The organism is Mojavia sp., from assembly GCF_059505145.1.
In genome coordinates this window covers 1-20,905 of sequence record NZ_JCACKA010000129.1, presented here as the reverse complement: position 1 = coordinate 20,905, position 20,905 = coordinate 1, and the positions used below count along the sequence as shown (strand labels likewise).

At 43.5% G+C, this 20,905-nt stretch carries 11 protein-coding genes; 8 read left to right on the top strand and 3 right to left on the bottom strand.

Translation table 11 applies throughout. The annotated features are described in order from the left end of the window. The first annotated feature begins 600 nt into the window (after positions 1 to 600). The 6 genes from AC5JL8_RS35195 to AC5JL8_RS35170 all read left to right on the top strand — a co-directional run bounded on the left by AC5JL8_RS35195 (position 601) and on the right by AC5JL8_RS35170 (position 9,388). Positions 601 to 1,494 carry an inositol oxygenase family protein gene (locus AC5JL8_RS35195; RefSeq protein ID WP_495884336.1) on the top strand — a complete coding sequence of 298 codons (894 nt, stop codon included), beginning with the start codon at positions 601 to 603 and terminating at the stop codon, positions 1,492 to 1,494. A gap of 1,037 nt (positions 1,495 to 2,531) precedes the next feature. Continuing rightward, complete coding sequence (locus tag AC5JL8_RS35190) at positions 2,532 to 3,602, top strand: ABC transporter substrate-binding protein (protein ID WP_495884335.1); 1,071 nt, start codon at positions 2,532 to 2,534, stop codon at positions 3,600 to 3,602. Between the two features lie 80 nt (positions 3,603 to 3,682). Further along, positions 3,683 to 4,705, top strand: a complete 1,023-nt coding sequence (locus AC5JL8_RS35185) for an ABC transporter substrate-binding protein (RefSeq protein ID WP_495884334.1) — start codon at positions 3,683 to 3,685, stop codon at positions 4,703 to 4,705. 140 nt (positions 4,706 to 4,845) lie between these two features. Next, the gene (locus AC5JL8_RS35180) at positions 4,846 to 6,399 is read left to right on the top strand and encodes a sugar ABC transporter ATP-binding protein (protein WP_495884333.1); all 1,554 of its coding nucleotides are present in this window, start codon (positions 4,846 to 4,848) and stop codon (positions 6,397 to 6,399) included. Next, positions 6,396 to 7,394 (top strand): ABC transporter permease subunit, encoded by a 999-nt coding sequence (locus AC5JL8_RS35175; RefSeq protein WP_495884332.1) that lies wholly within the window; start codon positions 6,396 to 6,398, stop codon positions 7,392 to 7,394. Before AC5JL8_RS35180 ends, AC5JL8_RS35175 begins: the two co-directional genes overlap by 4 nt. Positions 7,395 to 7,780: 386 nt before the next feature. Then, a complete protein-coding gene (locus tag AC5JL8_RS35170; RefSeq protein ID WP_495884331.1) occupies positions 7,781 to 9,388 on the top strand; it encodes an iron uptake porin in 1,608 nt (535 codons plus the stop codon). Here the strand turns inward: AC5JL8_RS35170 and AC5JL8_RS35165 are convergent. Further along, positions 9,385 to 9,528 carry a hypothetical protein gene (locus AC5JL8_RS35165; RefSeq protein WP_495884330.1) on the bottom strand — a complete coding sequence of 48 codons (144 nt, stop codon included), beginning with the start codon at positions 9,526 to 9,528 and terminating at the stop codon, positions 9,385 to 9,387. The genes AC5JL8_RS35170 and AC5JL8_RS35165 overlap by 4 nt on opposite strands. Here AC5JL8_RS35165 and AC5JL8_RS35160 point away from each other — a divergent pair. Next, on the top strand, positions 9,528 to 10,928 hold the full coding sequence (locus tag AC5JL8_RS35160) for a sugar porter family MFS transporter (protein ID WP_495884329.1): 1,401 nt from the start codon (positions 9,528 to 9,530) through the stop codon (positions 10,926 to 10,928). The two genes, AC5JL8_RS35165 and AC5JL8_RS35160, sit on opposite strands and share 1 nt — an antisense overlap. Positions 10,929 to 11,078: 150 nt before the next feature. Next, positions 11,079 to 12,176, top strand: a complete 1,098-nt coding sequence (locus AC5JL8_RS35155; RefSeq protein ID WP_495884328.1) for an aldose epimerase family protein — start codon at positions 11,079 to 11,081, stop codon at positions 12,174 to 12,176. Positions 12,177 to 12,415: 239 nt separating this feature from the next. Here AC5JL8_RS35155 and AC5JL8_RS35150 read toward each other — a convergent pair whose 3' ends face one another. Together AC5JL8_RS35150 and AC5JL8_RS35145 are read right to left on the bottom strand one after the other, a co-directional pair. Further along, a complete protein-coding gene (locus AC5JL8_RS35150; RefSeq protein WP_495884327.1) occupies positions 12,416 to 16,624 on the bottom strand; it encodes a GAF domain-containing protein in 4,209 nt (1,402 codons plus the stop codon). Positions 16,625 to 16,899: 275 nt separating this feature from the next. Further along, the gene (locus AC5JL8_RS35145) at positions 16,900 to 20,067 is read right to left on the bottom strand and encodes an EAL domain-containing protein (RefSeq protein WP_495884326.1); all 3,168 of its coding nucleotides are present in this window, start codon (positions 20,065 to 20,067) and stop codon (positions 16,900 to 16,902) included. Between the last annotated feature and the right edge of the window lie 838 nt (positions 20,068 to 20,905).

Sequence of the window (20,905 nt, the reverse complement as noted above, 5' to 3'; positions counted from 1 at the left end):
CATTAACTCAGCATTTATCAGGTGCATTGATCCTTAATCCTTTCGGGGTGCGCTCCTTCAATAAGTTATCAATTAATATATCTACCTCCCTATTCTCTTCAGCGCTTACATTTATTCTCTAAAATATCGCTGGCTCGCTACACATCATGTCTCTTCGGGTGACGCTTGTATCTCGCTTAACGCTAATACCATTTCACTTTAATAATGATACAAATACGCGGGGTTTGGGTTTAGCACTGCTAAACCCCTACGAAAAATTTATGTCTATCAGGATTTTCATGAATTGGTATAACGCGGTGGTTTCCCCACAAGAGTCATATGAAATCTAGGAAAGAGTAGTAAGACAAAATTTTCAGCTTTAAATTTGATAACGTAGGGATTTTAGACGAAATGGCGCAATTTTGTAGGATGCAGTTGTAGTCTAAGGTTGTCGCTACCGATAACGCACAAGCGGACTGAGCATTACCTGCTAGAAATTTGCAAAAAAACTTAATATACATCTTTTGCACACGTGTGCAAAAATAAAAATATGATTAATGCACACGTGTGCAAAAGGTTGAAACAACTATTTAATAAATCAACATCTAACAGTAGGAACACATGACTCAAACTGTAAATTCCATCGATCAAGCTCTAAATAATCCTTTACATTCGCTAGAAGAATGGGAAGAGGACGTGCTTAATCGCTATCCCGATCCGGACACTATAGTTAAAGAAGGTAAAACTGTCGAAGAGTACAGGAATTACCAAACAACTACCAGAGATACAGTCAAAGAGTTCTATCGGTTAAATCATATTAATCAAACGTATGATTTTGTACTACACAAAGAAGCAGAGTTTTCCAAGTTTGACAAGAAAGAAATGAGTGTTTGGGATGCACTCGAATTTTTGAATCAATTAGTTGATGATTCAGATCCTGATACAGATTTAGACCAATTACAGCACTTGTTGCAAACATCAGAAGCTATTCGCGCTGATGGTCACCCTGACTGGATGGTACTTACCGGCTTCTTTCACGATATGGGGAAGGTGCTTTGTCTGTTTGGTGAACCCCAATGGGCTACAGTAGGCGATACCTATCCAGTGGGATGTGCATTCTCTGATAAAATTGTTTTCTCGGAATTTTTTCAAGAGAATCCTGATTACAACAACCCAAAATATAATACCAAATATGGTGTTTACGAGCCGAATTGCGGATTGAGCAATGTACATATGTCATGGGGACATGACGAGTATTTCTATCGGATGATGAAACCCTATTTGCCGGAACCCGCGTTGTACATCCTGCGCTATCACTCGTTTTATCCTCAACACCGTGAAAACGCCTACGAACATTTGATGAATGAACGCGATCGCGAAATGTTTAAATGGGTGAAGTTATTCAATCCCTACGATTTGTATTCAAAAAACCCAAATCCTCCTGATTGGCAAAAACTCAAGTCATATTATGAAGATTTAGTTGCTAAATATTTACCAGCAACATTAAAATTCTAAACTTCAGCATTAGCAAAGGTAGGCATTAAAGAACACTACGCAGATATCAGTTTCTGATTGAGCTTGTCGGAGTTACGATTATTGCTCACCAATCGTCATCAGCAAAGTTTTTTCAGCAAGCTAAAAACATCTGGATGTTGTTTGGAATCTGAATATATTGGCATCGGTAAAACTATAACACAAATATGTAAATTTACTTCGTCAATAATCAGTCCTAAAACTTTGCCTAGAGTACTATTGTTCTATGACGTTAGGTAGAGGTAAATAATACATCCTTGTCTTAAATTACTTTAAAATAGCAATAATAACTAAGTTAGCTTGTCAATCTGATTGACTCAATCTTGAAAGTAATACACCAAGCGTTTCATGTATATGCTGTACTACAATTTCATAGATTGAAAACCTTGTTATTTCTGCTTAGTGTTTTGCTATTTTGCAATAAAAATGCACAACACTTTACTTACCAAAATCTAAAATTTTACATTTATCTCTTTCTGAGACCTGTGAATTTTTATGAATGCAATTTTAGTTGTAGACGGTAATTTGGTTAAGCTAGAAATAAGCTTAAAACGGTTGTTTTCTAGCCAAAACTTCTCTAGAGATAGGAAAATGGAATAGTTTTATTCCTTTAGTAAAGGTGTTTTGATACCAGAGGTTTATTTTGCAAAAGTTCAGAATAAACGAAAATAAAATCAAATAAAATAGGAATTCGCAAGTTTGACAACATCAGTTTTTAGAAATTTTGTTTAAATCAGTTTTCAGTCTCTGCACTTTCAAATATTTTTCACAAAAATTAATGTGAGTGTTTGAGCAAGTGCAACGCTCATGGCTTTACTTAAAAAACCAAAGATTTAATAGCAATAACTCAAATCACTTCAGATCAGAAGAGGTTTGAGAAAAATTGAAAATGCAAAAGGTGGCAGTGTCAATAAGTTAGGTTTGGAGTTTTCAAACCTAGTTTATATCGTGATGACATTGCAGAGTTATATTCTGCTGACATTACTCAAATTCAAATACGTTGTTGGACATAGATGAATATGAAGAGAATTGCGTTCACCTCTGGTGTTGCACTGAGTCCCTGCGGGACACGCTTCCGCGAATGCGCGATCGCAGTTAGCATCTTAGCTTTAGTCACTGGTACTGTTGTTGGTTGCACAAATGGCGCTCAAAATGACAACACTGCTACTAACAATGATACCAACACTGCTATCAACACTAGTGCCCAGAGCCAGGGTAGTACTCAGAATAAACAATTGCAAACAATCGGTGTTAGCCTTGGTGACTTAGGTAACCCCTTCTATGTGGCAGTACAGAGGGGGGCTGAGACACAAGCAAAGAAAATTGGGAATGATATTAGAGTTAATTCGGTTTCCAGTGGCTTTGACCTGAACCAACAAGCCAACCAAATCGAAAATTTCACTGCTGCGAATACTGACCTAATTATTCTCAGCGCAGTTGACAAAAAAGGAGTTAAGCCGGCGATTGACCAAGCCAGGCAAGCAGGTAGAGTTGTCATTGCGGTAGATTCAGCCGTTGATGCAGATGTGGATGCGATGATTAGCTCCAACAATACCCAAGCTGGAGAGATTGCTTGCAAATATATAGGCGATCGCCTCAAGGGTCAAGGCAACGTAGTCATCCTCAACGGTACGCAGATGGATTCCATAGTCCAGCGCGTGGAAGGCTGTATGACTTCCTTGTCCAAATATCCTGGGATAAAAATTCTCTCAAAAGACCAGAACGCAGAAGGGACAAGGGATGGCGGACTCAGAGTTATGACAGACTTGCTTACAACCTTTCCCAAAATTGATGCTGTTTTTGCCACTAACGATCAAAGTGGAGTCGGAGCAGATTTAGCAGCTAGACAAGCCAGACGCAAAGAATTTTTTATTGTTGGGGTTGATGGTTCGCCAGATGCAACCAAAGCAATGGAAGACAAAGATGGCCTATTTGCAGCCACTGCTGCTCAAAATCCAGCAGGGATGGCGGAAAAAGCGGTTGAGATTGGTAACGATGTCATCCAAGGCAAGAAACCTAGTAATCCCAACATTTTGGTTCCAGTCAAGTTGGTCACCCGTGAGAACCTCAGCAGTTACCAAGGTTGGTAATGAGAAGGCAGAAGGCAGAAGGGGAAGGGGAGAGTAGCAATTACCCAATGCCCAACTCAAAACTTTTTTAACGAGGAGATATGAATGTGAAAAAAATTGCGATCGCAGCTAGCATATTAGGCATTCTCAGCGGTACTGTTATTGGTTGCACAAATGGCGCTCAAAATGACAATACTGCTACTAACGCTGATACCAACACTGCCACTAATACTAGTGCCCAGACTCAGACTGCTACTGGGGATAAAGAATTAAACTCGGTAGCCTTCACTGCTGGCGATTTAAGTAACCCCTTTTTCGTCCTGATGGGTAAGGAAATTGAGGCAGAAGCCAAGAACATTGGGGGAAATGATGTCAAAGTCAGTGTGGTTTCCAGTGCTTATGATCTCAACCAACAAGCCAACCAAATTGAAAATTTTACTGCCTCCAATACTGACGTGATTATCCTGAATGCTGCTGATCAAACTGGCATTCAGCCAGCCGTAGAAAAAGCCAAGCAAGCAGGTAGCGTCGTAGTTGCAGTAGATACAGGTGCAAACGGCGTGGATGCTACCGTTACCACCAATAATGTGCAAGCTGGAGAAGTTGCTTGTAAATATATTGCTGACCGACTCAAAGGCGAAGGTAATGTAGTCATTGTCAATGGGCCTCAGGTGGAATCGGTGATCCAGCGAGTTAATGGCTGCGAGAATGTATTATCCAAATATCCGGGTATTAAAATCCTCTCGAAAAACCAGAATGCAGAAGGCAGTCGGGATGGCGGACTTAGAGTTATGACTGACCTGCTGACAACCTTCCCGAAAATTGATGCTGTTTTTGCCATCAACGATCCGAGTGGAGTGGGGGCAGAACTAGCAGCTATGCAAGCACAACGTAAGGATTTCTTTATTGTTGGAGTCGATGGTGCGCCAGAAGCAATCAAAGCGATCGCCAATAAAGAGGGTTTATATGCTGCAACTGCTACTCAAAATCCCCGCGAGATGGCTAGAGAAGCAGTTAGGGTAGGCAACAACATCTTGCAAGGTAAAAAACCGAGTAGTCCCATAATTCTGATTCCAGTCAAGTTGATTACAAAAGACAACGTTGCTACAGAAAAAGGTTGGTAAAGGCTGGGTACTAGGGATTAGGAAGATTTGAATCTAACTCTACACATCTGACTTAAATCTTAAAAGAATTTTTCCCAGTCCCTAGTACCCAATCCCCAGTCCCCAATTGCGAATTTTAAATTGTTTTACAGGATGTGTTCATGACAACAAGTATTGAAACCTCGTTTTCTCATGCACCAACCGCCACCCCTGTATTAGAAATGCAAGGGATTACAAAACGATTTCATGGTGTACCTGCTCTGCAAAATGTCAATCTCACAATTTATCCGGGAGAAGTTCACGCTCTCATGGGCGAGAACGGAGCAGGCAAAAGCACATTGATGAAGATCCTCGCTGGGGCTTACATTGCCGATGAAGGCGAGATTCGCATCAATGGTAACCCCGTGAAAATTACCGATCCGGCTACAGCGCGACAGGCGGGTATTAATCTCATTTATCAAGAATTGAATGTCGCGCCCAATTTAACCGTTACCGAAAATATTTTTATGGGTAGCGAGTTACGGCGGGGTCAGTTTTTAGACCGCCAAGCTATGGAACAGGAAGCACGACAAGTTCTCCAAAGCCTGGGTGCTAGTTTTGCCACAACTGATATAGTTGGCACTCTCTCTATTGCCGAACAGCAGCAGGTAGAAATTGCAAGGGCCCTGAAAGACAAAAGCCGCATTTTGGTGATGGATGAGCCAACAGCTGCATTATCTGACCGTGAGACTGAACGTTTGTTTGAGGTAATTCGCAAACTCCGGGATGATGGCATTGCCATTATCTACATCAGTCACCGGATGGAAGAAGTGTATGCTTTAGCTAACCGGATTAGCGTGCTGCGTGATGGTCAATACGTTGGTAGTTTGACAAGAGATGAAATTTCTCCCCAGCGATTGGTGCAGATGATGGTCGGTCGTCCGATGCAAGATTTTTACGAACATCAGCGGCGAACAAATTTTGGGCCAGTGGTGCTGGAAGTTAGGAATATCAGCGACGGGCGAAAGATTGAGCCGGCTAGTTTTGAAATTCATGCTGGAGAGATTCTCGGTTTAGCTGGGCTGGTTGGTGCAGGACGCACCGAATTATCCCGGCTGATTTTTGGTGCTGACCGCAAAGCAAGTGGTGAAGTATTCCTAGATGGCAAAAAACTAAATATTAATAGTCCCAGCGATGCTATTGCTGCCGGCATTGGCTATGTCCCAGAAGACCGCAAAGACCAGGGTTTGTTTCTGGAGATGAGTTCCCGGAAGAATATTGCCCTCAACAGGCTGAAGCAGGATGCAAAGGCTGGAGTTGTTAACTGGGGTTCAGTCAATCAGATTGCGACAGAGGCGGTAGAAAACTTTCATATCCGGCTTGCCAACCTGGAAATTAGAGCCGTGGATCTTTCCGGTGGGAATCAGCAAAAGCTGCTGCTAGCGCGCTGGCTAGCCATTAAGCCGAAAGTATTGATGCTGGATGAGCCAACACGGGGTGTAGATATCGGTGCTAAAAGCGAAATTTACCGGATTATGAGTGAACTCGCAGCATATGGTATCGCTATTTTAATGGTTTCCAGCGAACTACCGGAGATTGTCGGCATGAGCGATCGCGTCTTGGTGATGCGAGAAGGGCAGCTGGTAGGCGAACTTGACGGCAGCCTCGGCAAAGAGATTACCCAAGAAAAAATTATGCACTACGCCACAGGAGCAGCGGAGGTACTAGGATCATGAGTCAAACCTTAAAACCTGCCAAAAATAGACCCGGCACGCAACCGGTGTCGCGCCAGCGTCAATCAATTAACAATCTCATGCAAGTTGCAGGGATTTTACCGATTCTGCTACTGATCTGCATCTTATTTTCGTTTTTGACCCCCAACTTCCTCTCGCCCGGTAACGCCGTCAATATATTGCGGCAGGCATCAATCAATATTGTGCTGGCAACGGGAATGACCTTTGTGATCCTGACTGGAGGTATTGACCTTTCAGTTGGGTCAATATTGGCTGTTTCTGCCGTAGCTGCGCTGCTAGTATCCCTGGTTCCAGGTTTGGGTTGGGCGGCTGTGCTTGCTGGTCTGGGGACAGGATTAGCTTTGGGTTTACTGAACGGCGCTTTGATCACCTTTTTGGATGTACCACCCTTTATTGTTACTTTGGGTTCACTTACCGCCTTGCGGGGTGTTGCCTATTTGATCGCCAGGGGTACAACGGTAATTAATCGTGACATAAATTTTGCTTGGGTAGGTAATAGCTATTTGGGCCCCTTTCCTTGGCTAGTAGTAATTGCTCTACTGGCTGTCCTAGCTAGTTGGTTTATTCTGCGACAAACTGTGTTAGGAGTGCAGATATATGCCGTCGGTGGTAACGAACGAGCAGCAAGATTAACTGGTATCAAAGTCAATCGCGTCTTGCTATTTGTCTATGGCGTCAGTGGATTAATGGCAGGTTTGGCAGGAATCATGAGTGCTAGCCGTTTATATAGTGCTAGTGGCTTACTGGGCCAAGGTTATGAATTGGATGCGATCGCGGCTGTAATTCTAGGTGGTACTAGCTTCACAGGCGGTATTGGTACTATTACCGGAACTCTTCTCGGTGCATTAATCATCGCTATTCTCAACAATGGTTTGACTCTGTTGAACTTGTCTTACTTCTGGCAACTGGTCGTCAAAGGCCTGGTAATTATTTTAGCTGTAATGATTGATCGACTCCGCAGACGTTCTAGACGGTGAACAATCCAAGAATTTACCTAGTATGTGACTTAAATCTAATAGTTCTTGACTGTGAAGTTTAAGTCACAGACACATGGTAGTACTGATCAAACTGAAATTGAAATCTCTAAAACCTCGTATAGCAAGACTTTTCAGACGCGATATCCAGATTCCACTCCCATTATGTAGCGCGTTGAAAAAGAGGCAAGGGAGCAGGGAGCAGGTGAAGCAGTGCGGTCTTGGGGGTTTCCCCCATGAGCAACTGCTGAACCCGAAGGGGAGCAAGGGAGATAGTTCAAATGGGGATTCGATCTCACTTGAATGAGAACTACTTAATGATATCAAGACTTGTCAGACCCAGGATGCAGGTTTTTACAGGTATCTTGTTCAATACCATGCTAAACCTTATGCTAAAAAATTTTTTGTACAGTTTTCCACTTTTCTTGTTGGCATCTCCAGCATGGGCGATGCCCTCAAACGAAAATTTTAAAGTTGCTAATACAGATGGTATACAGGAACAGGTAACCTCTGTTTCTCAACTTAGTGATGTACAACCAACCGATTGGGCATTTCAAGCATTGCAATCGCTCGTTGAACGCTACGGTTGTATTGCAGGTTATCCCAACGCCACCTATCGCGGCAATCGTGCCCTCAGTCGCTATGAATTTGCAGCTGGTTTAAATGCCTGCTTAAACCGGATCAGTGAGCTAATTAATACAAGTACTAGTGAATTGGTGAATAAGCAAGACCTGGCAGTCTTGCAAAATTTGCAACAAGAGTTTTCAGCAGAATTAACAACTCTGCGTGGGCGGGTGGATGTGTTGGAGGCTCGTGCAGCCACATTAGAAGAGCAACAGTTTTCTACCACCACCAAATTGAATGCTCAAATTATTACTGCTGTTAGCGACACCTTTGGTAACAGAGTCGGCGGCGATAGTGATGAATCTCAAACCTACTTTGCAGATCGTGGTCGTCTCAATTTAGAGAGCAGCTTTACAGGCAAAGATATGTTGCGAGTCCGTTTGGAGTTCGGCAATTTCTTGAATTCCAATGGTGACAGCCAGATTGCCGAAGCCACGGGTACAGGCATGACACGGCTAAATTTTGATACTAACAGCAACAATAGCCTCAGTGTTTCCCACGTCCGTTACTACTTTCCAATCAGTGATGCTGTTTCCTTTGTTGTGGGCCCGGTAGGTATTGGTTACACCGACATTACAGATACCGTAACTCCTCCTACGATCGCCGATGATGGCAACGGTGTTCCTTCACTATTTGGACAATACAGTCCTATCTTTCGGCGGGGTGGTGGTGGTGCAGCCGTTAACTGGAACATTAGTCAAGACTTAGTTTTGACCTTGGGCTATTTGGCTGGTTCCCCCGAAATTCCCTTAGGAAGCAATGGGTTATTTAATGGCAGCTACAATGCTTTAGCACATTTGGCATACTACGGTAAACAAGGGGCGGTTGGCATTGCCTACTCCCATGGTTATAGTCCTGGTGGCCAAGTCAGTCTCACAGGTGGGACGGGTAGTAACCTGGCAATTTCCCCCTTTGGAGATAACATTGCAACTTCTAACAATATAGTGGGCGCACAAGGATACTATCGGTTTTCGCCAAATTTCCAGATCCACGCTTGGGGCGGTTACATCTGGGCAAATGCCGAAAATTCTGGTTTAAGTGCTATTTCCAATGGCAGGGGTGGAACAGATTCACTTTTTGTTAGAAATGGAGACAATGCTAATGCTTGGTTTGGGGCAGTCGGCGTTTCTTTTCCAGATGTTGGGGGTAGGGGCAACCTACCAGGAATTCTCTTTGGTGTGCCACCGTATGTTTCCAGCAGCGATGTCCGTAAAGAGGAGGACAACGCTTACCACATAGAAGCATTTTATCGCTGGCGGCTCAACGATAACATCTCGGTGACTCCTGCTTTCTGGATGATTCTTAACCCAGAAAACAATAGCAATAACAATACACAGTATGTTGGTGTACTGCGTACAACGTTTGATTTTTAAATCTCCTTTTCACACAACAGTTTTATTAGCTCATTCAAGGCTTTCAAAGAGCTAGTGCCAAAGGCGATCGCAAATCTTAGTTCAGTTTCAACCCAGTCTAATAAAACATGAACTCGTAAGTTACGAGATATATATAACAATGACTTCCACTACTACTCGTCGTAAATCCAATACGTTCTATGTCATTTTAATTGCTGGTGCTGCTGCCCTCGGCGGTTTTCTGTTTGGTTTTGATACTGCGGTAATCAACGGCGCGGTTGCAGCTCTTGCCAAAGCCTATAACGCCAACAGTGTACTGACTGGCCTTGCCGTGTCGCTGGCATTGTTGGGGTCTGCGATCGGAGCCTTCTATGCCGGGAAAATCGCAGACCGTTATGGTCGAGTCAAGGCAATGATAGTAGCTTCGGTGTTATTTACCCTCAGTGCTATTGGCTCTGGAATTGCCTTTACTATTTGGGATTTTATCTTTTGGCGGGTATTGGGTGGGCTTGCTGTCGGCGCTGCTAGCGTCATTGCGCCAGCTTACATCGCAGAATGTTCTCCTACTAATTTGCGGGGAAGGTTAGGATCTCTCCAGCAACTAGCGATCGTGGTTGGGATTTTCATAGCACTGCTATGCGACTACTTTATTGCTGTATCAGCAGGTTCAGCTGAGTCGCCGTTTTTGTTTGGGATAGCTGCTTGGCGCTGGATGTTTTGGACAGAAATTCCTCCGGCCGTGCTTTACGGGATGGCAGCTTTAATGATTCCCGAATCTCCACGATACTTGGTTGCCCAAGGACGGGAGCCAGAAGCTGCTAACGTTCTGACCAAGATTTTGGGCGGTAACGTCATGGCAAAAATTGAGGAAATTCGCCAAACAGTGGTGCGAGAACGCCAGCCTAGGTTTTCTGATCTTTTGAGTAGAAGTGGCGGACTCCTACCCATTGTTTGGATAGGAATAGGTTTATCTGTATTCCAGCAATTCGTTGGTATTAATGTAATCTTCTATTACAGTAGTGTTTTGTGGCGGGCAGTCGGATTTTCAGAAAAAAATTCTTTAACAATCACGGTAATCACCGCAGCGGTCAACATTATTACTACACTAGTTGCGATCGCCTTCGTAGATAAATTTGGTCGCAAGCCCTTGCTCATCTTAGGGTCACTTGGCATGATGGTGACCTTGGGGACGCTGGCTTCTATTTTTGGAAATGCTCCGACCGATGCTGCTGGTAACCCTACATTGACAGGCTCCGCAGGTATTGTGGCTCTTATATCAGCGAACCTCTATGTATTTTGCTTCGGTTTCTCCTGGGGGCCAGTCACTTGGGTACTACTAGGAGAAATGTTTAATAACAGAATTCGAGCTGCTGCACTTTCAGTTGCTGCGGCAATGCAATGGATTGCTAATTTTGCCGTTTCCACAACATTTCCTCCCATATTGCAATATTTCGGGCTAGGTGCTGCCTATGGTCTTTATACAACCGCAGCGGCTATTTCGTTATTTTTCGTTCTCTTCTTTATTAAGGAAACCAAAGGTATTGAGTTAGAAGATATGTAATTAACATCAAACTAAAGCTACCTTTCTAAAACCGAATGGCAGATGCAGATTGAAATTCCAGACGTTTATATTATGGAAGATGACCTGCATCTGCTTTCTACCGAGAGCTTGAGAACCAAATCTAGTTATTGAACACAATAACAAATAACAATGACTACATCAAAAGATATCTCAACCCATACTCAACCAGATAATAACCTAGACAACAACCAAAATTTTGGTGTTGTAAAAGAGAATTTTGGTGAAGCTGATAATCAGCCGATTTATCTATTTACACTTAGTAACAGAAAAGGCGATCAGGTAAAAATTACCAATTATGGCGGCATCGTTACCGCATGGATTTCGCAAGATAAAAATGGCAACAATTCAAGTATAGTTATAGGTTATCAACATTTAGACGGCTATTTAGCTCAAACACCCTATTTCGGTGCTTTAATTGGTCGCTTTGCCAATCGAATTGCTAAAGGAAAATTCTCAATTGGCAAGGAAACCTATTCGTTAGCTGTTAATAATGGCGAAAATCATTTGCATGGCGGTAATAAAGGCTTTGATAAAGTAGTTTGGGATGCAGAAATCATCAATAATGATCCACCCACACTATTATTAAGCTATCTGAGTAAGCATGGAGAAGAGAGTTATCCTGGCAATCTAAAAGTAACAGTTCGTTACACATTTACAGATGATAACGAACTAGAAATTGAATACAATGCCGAAACAGATAAATCTACTCCGGTTAATTTAACTAATCATTCTTATTTCAACTTAACAGGCGATGTCAGCAATTCAATTTTAAATCATATCCTAATGATTGATGCGGATAACTACACGCCTGTAGATAGTACTTCTATTCCAACAGGTGAAATCAAATCAGTCACAGGCACTGCATTTGATTTTACAAAGCCGGAAAAAATTGGTACAAAAATCAACGAGATTGGCGGTTACGACCATAATTATGTGTTGAACAATAAAGATAATTTTGCCACACCAATAGCAATATTAACTGACGATATAAGTGGTAGAAAGTTAGAAGTATTTACAGACCAGCCAGGCATACAATTTTATTCAGGCAATTTCCTAAACGGCACATTTAAAACTGATGACGGTAAAGCAATTGAAAAACATACAGCCCTATGTTTAGAAACGCAGCATTTTCCTGATTCTCCCAATCAGCCTGAGTTTCCATCTGTGATATTACATCCTGGAGAAAAATATCATACAACAACCAAATACAAACTTTCACTTCAGTAAATTAATACCAATTCAAATAATGTTTGCGACACATAATATCATGTTCGGCTGATCAGTTATAAAACGTCATTGCGAGTGCAACGAAGTGGAACGAAGCAACCACAAAGTCTCTGTGTTCGCGCAGCGTGTCCGTAAAGCCCTTCGGGCATAGCTTCGCTTACCGCGCAGCGTGTCCGAAGGGCTTAGGACTTATGTGTCGCTTCTCTTCGAGACGCTAACGCGAGCGCTCGCAATGACAATTATTTATCCGAACATGATATAGGTGTCGCGGTAAGCGAAGCTATGCCGAAGGCTATCGCCTTGACTAATTCTTCAGGTTCAACGGGTTTGGGCACATGCTGTTGAAATCCTGCTTCCAGGGCTTGTTGTTGATCGTACTCTGCGGCATAAGCAGTCAGGGCAATCGCTGGAATTGAACCTCCTTGTTCGGGCGAGCGATTCCTGATCTGCCGTATCAGCATATAACCATCGATATCAGGCATCCCAATATCACTAATTAACAAGTCTGGCTGGAAATGATCCAGCAGTGCTAATGCTTCAGTAGCAGATGCTGCAACCCTTACCTTTGCTCCATACTGCTCCAAAATGGTGAGTACTAAATCTCGCATATCAGCTTCATCATCAACTATGAGAATTTGTACTTGGCTCAAATCAAAGTTGTTTACAGAAGATAGGTAGTCCTGAGTTGTCTTCTCAACAACGCTTATTAACGGTAATCTAACCGTAAAAGTCGCGCCTAATCCCTCACCAGCACTCTCTGCATCAACAGTTCCTCCATGCAGTTCGACTAAGTGATGCACAATTGCCAATCCCAGCCCCAGCCCGCCAAATTTTCTGGTTGTCGTCGCATCTGCCTGCCGAAAGTACTCAAATACGTGCGGCAAAAAGTCAGGATGAATGCCTTTGCCTGTGTCGCTGACTTGAATTTGAGCTTGTGAGTCAATGCAAAAAAGCCGAATTTTGACTTGTTCGCCTGATGGAGTAAATTTAACGGCGTTAGTAAGTAGATTCCAAATTACTTGCTGTAACCGAGCAGAATCACCTAAAACTTGCCCAACATTGGGGTCAAAGATGGTCTCAATTTGAATTGACTTGGCTTGGGCTGCTAACTGCACAGTTTCAATAGCCGCTTCAATCGTGGGAATCAAATTGACAGGGGCTATGTTGAGACTGAGCTTGCCTTGCAAAATGCGCGATACATCTAGAAGATCCTCAATGAGTTGAGTTTGGAGTTTAGCGTTGCGCTCGATTGTTTCTAAGGCATGATCTGTTTTTGCGGCGTCTAATTTTCCACTGCGGAGCAATTTAGACCAACCAAGAATCGGATTGAGCGGTGTTCGCAACTCATGAGACAATACCGCTAGGAATTCATCTTTGATCCGGTTGGCTGCTTCTGCTGCACTTCTTGCTGTTCGTTCTGCTTCATAGAGGCGAGTACGGGCGATCGCCTGGGCACATTGTTGTGCCAGTGATAGGATAAACACTTGCTCCTCCCCATCCAACTGTTGCAGCTCCATGAAACCAAACGACATTCCTCCGATTGCCCGACCTTCAACTATCAGAGGAATGGAAATCCAGGCCTCGAAAGAGTGCAGTTCATACTTTTCTCTTAAGTGCGGATAGCGAATTGCTCGTTTTTGTGATGGTTCTGCCCAAATGGGCTGTCCAGTTCGCACAGCTTCAGCCAAAGGCACAGGCGCATTGAGGGGAAACCGCTGCCAACCGTTCATTTGGTCGGGTTCACAGCCCACGGTTCGCAGCACTTCGAGTTCAGTGCCAGTCTCACTCACTAAGGCAACAAGAGCAAAGTTAGCACCCAGAGCCGCAATTCCTTGATCCACAATCACATCCGCCACCTGGAGGGGTGTGAGCGATTCGGAAAAAGCAGCTGTCACAGACTGAAGCCGGGCAACGCGCTCGGCAGATTGCTCTGCGGCTTGTTGCGACTGCTGTGCTTTTTGATAGAGGCGGGCATTATCAATGGCGATCGCGGCTCGATGGGCGATGTCTTCTGCCAACGCCACATCTGCCTGAGTATAACGGCGATCAGATTCAGCCGTGACAAACGAAATTGCCCCTAAAATTTGTCCGCGGGCAGTCAACGGTGAAATAATGCCAGACTTTAAGCCCAGTTCGCGTAAGATTCGCAGATGTTCAGCGTCTTGAGCTACCGTCACCAATGCAGCATCTGGAATTTCAGCCGCCATTTCGGTTTTCCCAGTTCGCAGCACTTTGGGTACTCCCTCAGTTGCGTCGATTTGTCTGGGATATTGCCGATGAATTTCCCAGCCCAATTCCACTTTAGTTGGATCGCAGTGAGCCACTGCAACCCGATGAATGAATTGATTATCTTGTAGCAGGTCGATCGCACACCAGTCCGCAAAGAACGGCACCACCAAATTTGCAACACTTGCCAAAGTAGATTCATAATCTAATGAGGATGCCAGTGTCGTACTGACTTCTGCGATAAATGCTGTTCGCCGCTGGTTGGCTTCTGCTTCTAGACGCGCAGTTTGCTCTTGAATTTGCTGCCGCATTAATTGGGCGCGTTCCGCTTCTAAGAGTTTGCGCTCGGTAATGTCTTTGTTAATACCAATCAAAAAAACAGGATTCCCAGCTTTGTCATCCACAGTTTTAGCTGTTGTTTCAATTGGTACTGGCGAGCCATCTTTTCGCACACAGGGAATTTCACCACAAAACTCTCCCGTTGTTTGAATAGACTGAATAATTTTAGCTGTCATCGCAGCTTTAATATCTGAGCGGTGGAGAAAATTAACGGGTCTGCCGATCGCCTCTTTTGCTGTATAGCCAAAAATTTGCTCGGCATTGCCCAGCCAGCGTTGAATCTTACCCTCTAAATCGGTCAACAAAATGGCATCAGGCATTTGTTGCAAAGCAGCATCGGAAATCAGTAGCTCGGCTTCGGCAAGTTTGCGTTCGGTGATGTCGTGCATCACAACGATTGCCCCCTGCTTTTTACCCAGGCGATCGTAGATCGCCTGTCCACTAGCAAGCAGCGTCTTTACCCTTCCATGTTTGGGCGCAATTACCATTTCAACATTCTTGACCGTCTGTCCGTGTAATGCTCGAAATAGCGGGATTTCGTTCTTGGACATCCGCGTTTTGCCATCGGGCAAATACAGGCCATAATACTCTGCCCACTCTTCGGGTGGCAGTGGTTGCTCCGGCAAGCCGTGAAATTCTCGTGCTGCTCGATTAAATAGGGTCAAAATCCCCTCGGCATTACAGGCTACTATTCCTGCCTGCACATTATCAAGCAGCACTTTGAGTAACTCCTGTTCTTTTTGCAGGGCTGCTTGGGCAAGATGGCGCTCCGCAATTTCTGACTGGAGTAATTCGTTTGCTTGGGATAATTCAACTGTTCGTTGTTCAACTAAACGCTCCAACTCATACTGAACTTGTTGCCGTGCTGCTTCTGTTTGCTGTCGCTCTAGTTCAGTGGCGATGCGTAGAGCAAAAATTGTCAATAGGGATTCTGCCAATTGAACATTTGTCAAAGCCTTGCCATCCATCACACCCAGTAAGCCCAGGGGTACCCCCGTAGAGTCAAAAAACGGAACCGCGACATAGCTTTCCACGTTTAGAGGTTCTAAAAGTGGTGCATTGGGAAACAAAGCTTGGACTCGATGGGGATAGCAGCACAATTTTCGTTGCTGAAATACTTCTTGGCAGGGAGTATCATGCAGCAGATATGCAAAGTTGTCGATGATTTGCCCCTTCGCGCAGGCAGCGATCGTCTCGATTGCTTCCTGGTTATCTCCGTCCACTAGACCAATGTAGGTGTAATCAACCCCCAGCACTTTGCTCAAATGTTGCACCAAAGCAAAGAAAAATGCTTCACCCGTCGCAGCAGAAACGCCTTGAGTCACTTCTAGCAACGCTGCATCGATTTGAGCAATTTTACGGGCTGCCAGCCGCAGTTCTAGTTCATCCATCACCATTGCGGCAAGATCCGCCAGGACGGTTTTTTGCTCATTGCTTAAGGCATCACGCGGTTTCGTATCTAACAAACAAAGAGTGCCTAAGTTGAAGCCATCTTGGGTTAGCAATGGCGCACCCGCATAGAACCGCAGACCTGGTTCATTTTGTACAAATGGATTACAGACGAGGCGATTGTCTTGCCTGGTATCGGGAATGACTAATACCTCGTTAGATAACAACGCCAAACTGCAAATAGTTGCATCTCGCTGCACCTCGCGCATATCAAATCCATAGGAAGATTTAAACCAGCCTCTCGATTCATCAATCAGCGAAACCAGCGCCATCGGCACATTCAATAAACGCGCTGCCAAGGAGGTGATGCGATCAAAAGCAGCTTCCGGTGGGGTGTCAAGAATGTCGTATCGCCGCAGTGCCTCTAAGCGTTCTACCTCATTTGCAGGTAAAGGGACGGTTGTTGCAATCGGTTTCGGGGAAGTTTCAGTCATGAACTTTGAGCCAATGAGCGAGTAGAAGGCTGTTATGCAACGGGAATTATATTACAGCGTTCAAGGGTGCCTGACTAGTCCAGCGATTGCGCGGAGCGCAGCGCAATCATGCGATCGCATTACTGAATGAAGTGATTGTCCGAAGCACAAATTATATTGTGTCCGGCTAAGGACTTATCATTTAGACAGCAAATGGCGTAGCAGGGGAAAAGAGGCTTTTACGATTTTTGCACCGATGCGGTAATCATAAGTGATTAACCGGACTTAATCTTAACTTAAAAATTTGGCTCAGAAGCCAATAACTGGCTTATTTCTTCTTTACTTAACGGTTTTGAGAACAAATAACCCTGAGCTTGGTCACATTGCAACGACTGAAGTTTTACCAATTGACTGATTGTTTCCACCCCTTCAGCAACTACACTCATCCCTAAGTTGGAAGCCAAGGTGACAATAGCTCGAACAATCGCCAATTGTTCATCATCGCTATCGATTCGATTAACGAAAGAACGGTCAATTTTTAAAACATCTATCGGGAAGTCGTGCAAATAAGCTAGGGATGAGTAACCTGTGCCGAAATCATCGATACACAATTGTATCCCCAAAGCTTTTAGTTGTTGGAGAACAGTGGCTGCTTGTTCGGGACTGGCCATAATTGCACTTTCAGTGATTTCTAACTTTAAGCTGCTTGGAGCCAGGTCAACATCTTGCAAAATTTGCTCGATCTGCTCAACTAGGTAAAGTTGGGAAAACTGTTTACCGGAAAGGTTAACACTTATACCCAAAGGTTTGAGTGCCGGAAATTGTAACTGCCATTGCCGTAATTGTAGGCAAGACTCACGAAGTACCCATTGACCAATTGGCATGATCAGTCCAGTTTCTTCTGCTACTGGAATAAACTCGGATGGAGAAATTAATCCTCGTTCTGGGTGTTGCCAGCGAACTAGTGCTTCAAATCCTGTAATCCTGCCTGTTGCAACTGACACAATCGGCTGGTAGAACACTCGCAACTCCTGTCGCTCAATTGCCCAGCGCAAGTCAGTTTCTAACTGCAAAAGTGCTACTGCCCGGTCATACATGGTACTGTCAAAAACCATATGGCAAGCTTTACCTTGTTCTTTAGCACGGTAAAGGGCAGTGTCAGCATCTCGCAGCAAATCCGCAGGTTGAGTGTATCCTGTCGTACCTAAGGCAATGCCAATGCTGGCAGTGGTAAATACTTCATATCCACTCAAGTTAAATGGTGACTTTAGTATCTGATAAATGCGTTCTGCTATGCGAGTTGCATCATCGATAGACTTAATATGAGAAAGCAAGATGGTAAACTCATCTCCACCTAAGCGAGCAACGGTATCGTCAGGCTGTAGGCAGCTTTGTAAACGCTGGGCAAGCGCCACCAGTAGTTGATCGCCAATTAAGTGACCCAAGCTGTCGTTTACTACCTTAAAACGGTCAAGATCCAAGAATAATACGGCAAACAGGTCATCGGGGGAGTGTTTTATCCTTGCGATCGCTTGCCCTAATCTGTCCATAAACAAAACTCGGTTGGGAAGCCCAGTGATATCGTCATAAAAGGCATGATGGACTAACCTTTCCTCCATGCGTTTGCGATCGGTAATATCTGTGGCAATTCCTTCAATGCGAACAGGCTTACCACTATTGTTATAGATTAAATGGCTTCTGTTAAATAGCCAACGTACTTGCCCATCTGGTCTGACAATTCGGTATTCCAGTTCTTGAGTTCCAGTCAAGAATAATGGTTGAATTCCAGCCTGAACCATTTCTTGATCGTCCGGGTGAATCATGTCAAACCAGAGGTTTGAGTTAGTGAAGAATTCGGATATAGGACGACCATAAACTTTAAGAACAGTTGAATTGAGATAGAGAGTTTCAAAAGTGTCGGCGGAAATAGACCAAATCACATCTTCAAGAGAACTCAAAATTCCATCTAAACGTTGTCTACTTTCCCATAATTCCGCTTCTGCCCGTTTGCGATCGGTGATGTTGGTGACCATCCCTAAGGCTCCAATATAATTTCCTTGCTCGTCAAATAACGGCGCACAAGAAACGATCGCCCATAGGTCTGAGCCGTCTTTACAACGGAATTTGAAATCGTGTGTCTCGTGAATGCCTTGATGACGACGCACAAGGTAGTTGTTGGCAATCTCCAGCCCTTCTTCATCCATAAAAGAGAATAGCGTTGCCCCAACCATTTCCTCAATTGTGTAGCCCAACATAGTTGCCATCTGTTGGTTAACAAAGGTCGTTTGGTTATCTTGATCGAGTAGCCAAATTCCTTCGGTTGCTGTTTCCACAATGCGGCGATACTGTTCTTTTTGCTCCTGCAATTCCTCCAGAGCATCCAGGCGCTGGGTAATATCAGTCTGAACACCAATAAAGTGAGTCAAGTACCCAAAGGCATTAAATACAGGAGCCACGTAGAGTTCATTCCAAAATGGAGTCCCATCTTTGCGATAATTACGTAAGATAACGTGGCAATCTCTGTGTTCTTGAAGGGCGGCACGTAACTCTATTAAGGCTGCCTGATCGCCATTAGATCCTTGTAGAAAGCGGCAGTTACGGCCTATGACTTCACAAGCCGAGTAGCCAGTCATAGCTTCAAAAGCTGGGTTGACGTAAATGATGGGATTGTCTGGTTGATTGGCATCTGTCAAAACAATTCCATTACTGCTAGCAGCAAGCGCACGTTCCATGAGATGTAGGCGGGCATCCGACTCCTGGTAGTTGAGCGCTAAAGTTGGGGTTTTTGCGATTGCCTCTGGCACTGCGCTTGGCGCAATCGCTTCACTACTCATATAGCTTGTAATTGTCTCAAAAGCCGGATTCATGTATTCCCGCTTGGCTTGGGAATTTATAATTTTATTTATATCTTCTGCCTGTTGTACCCCAGTATCCAACAAGGAATTTATCTGCTGCAATTGCAAATGCTCAGTCATATCCTTAAATATGAACAGCGCTGCCAAATGATCCTTATAATTTACGACTTTCGCTGAGATTTGTGCTTCAAAAGTATCTCCATTAACTTTTTTTAGTTGTGTTGCATAGTTAATGATAGGATTGCCATCTTGAAGCTTTTTATTCAACTGATGCCATAGAGATGGATTGGCATAAAAGTCGGGGGTTATTTTGTTGAGATTTGTGCCAGGCTCTAATCCAAAAAAAGTTTCTAAAAGCTGATTTTTAAATAGAATTTGATTACTTTCCAGGCATATAATCCCGAAAGGAAATGGACTAAGTTCTGCAAGCGTATTGAATATTTCTTGCCAGTTTGATATTGACTGCCTATCAGACTCCAAGTCTTGCAGTAGACCTCGATTCATATCTTGGCAACTAGCAGGATACTCCTCAGTTAGAGACGTCAATTTTTTGTTGTTATTGTTTAGCTTTCGCTGTTTTTTATACACATAGCCACGAGTAAAAACCATTACCCAAGTTTTGTAAAATGTCGAAGAAACTTAGTCAAACATTACGTCTTTTAAAAAAGCTATGACAAGTTACTTTATAGTGCTCACACACCAGTAAAAGAAGGTAATAATTTTGCTTTTCTCAATCTGTATAAATGTTAATCATGATCAGCGAATTTAAAAGGTTTTACTAAAAAAGTATGTTTTGCATCTATTACAGACTAAAAACAGCTAATTTTTCCCGGCTGATTTTATAAGGCTTAGTAAGCACCGACTGTGATTTGTCAAAGCTAATTCTTAAACTATTTTTAACTTTACTCGTTCGGATAGACGAAGTTATAATTTTTACAAAATCTTTATATCTACATAATATTTCTTAAAGTTAGCCGAAACTCAGAGGTTGAGCGTTTTATGTTATGTCTTGACCCTTACTGAACACGCTTTAGAATGGGTAGCACTACTAAGGTTTGGCGTGATTAGTTAATAAAATACATTATACTATAAACTTATAAATTTACCGGAGTATGCGATGTTTGCAAATACAATCAATTGCTAAAACAAACAAAATCTATTATGAACATCACATACTTTAAAAACAGAAAACTTCTCTTGACCAGCAGCTAGCTAGATACCGCCTAATATTATGTCTGTTGAAATTCTCATAATTGAAATGTTTGCAGTCAATCAGTAGTGCTGAGTACAAAGTCTTAAGCAACAGCAACAAGAATTTTATTTACTCTTTTCACTGAGTACTTCATTACTCAGGACTCATACCAAGTTGCGTTCTGTTGTAGTAATTTCTCGTGGCATTGCTGAATGAAAGGATGAATTGATTTATATAGGTACAATTTGATACTTT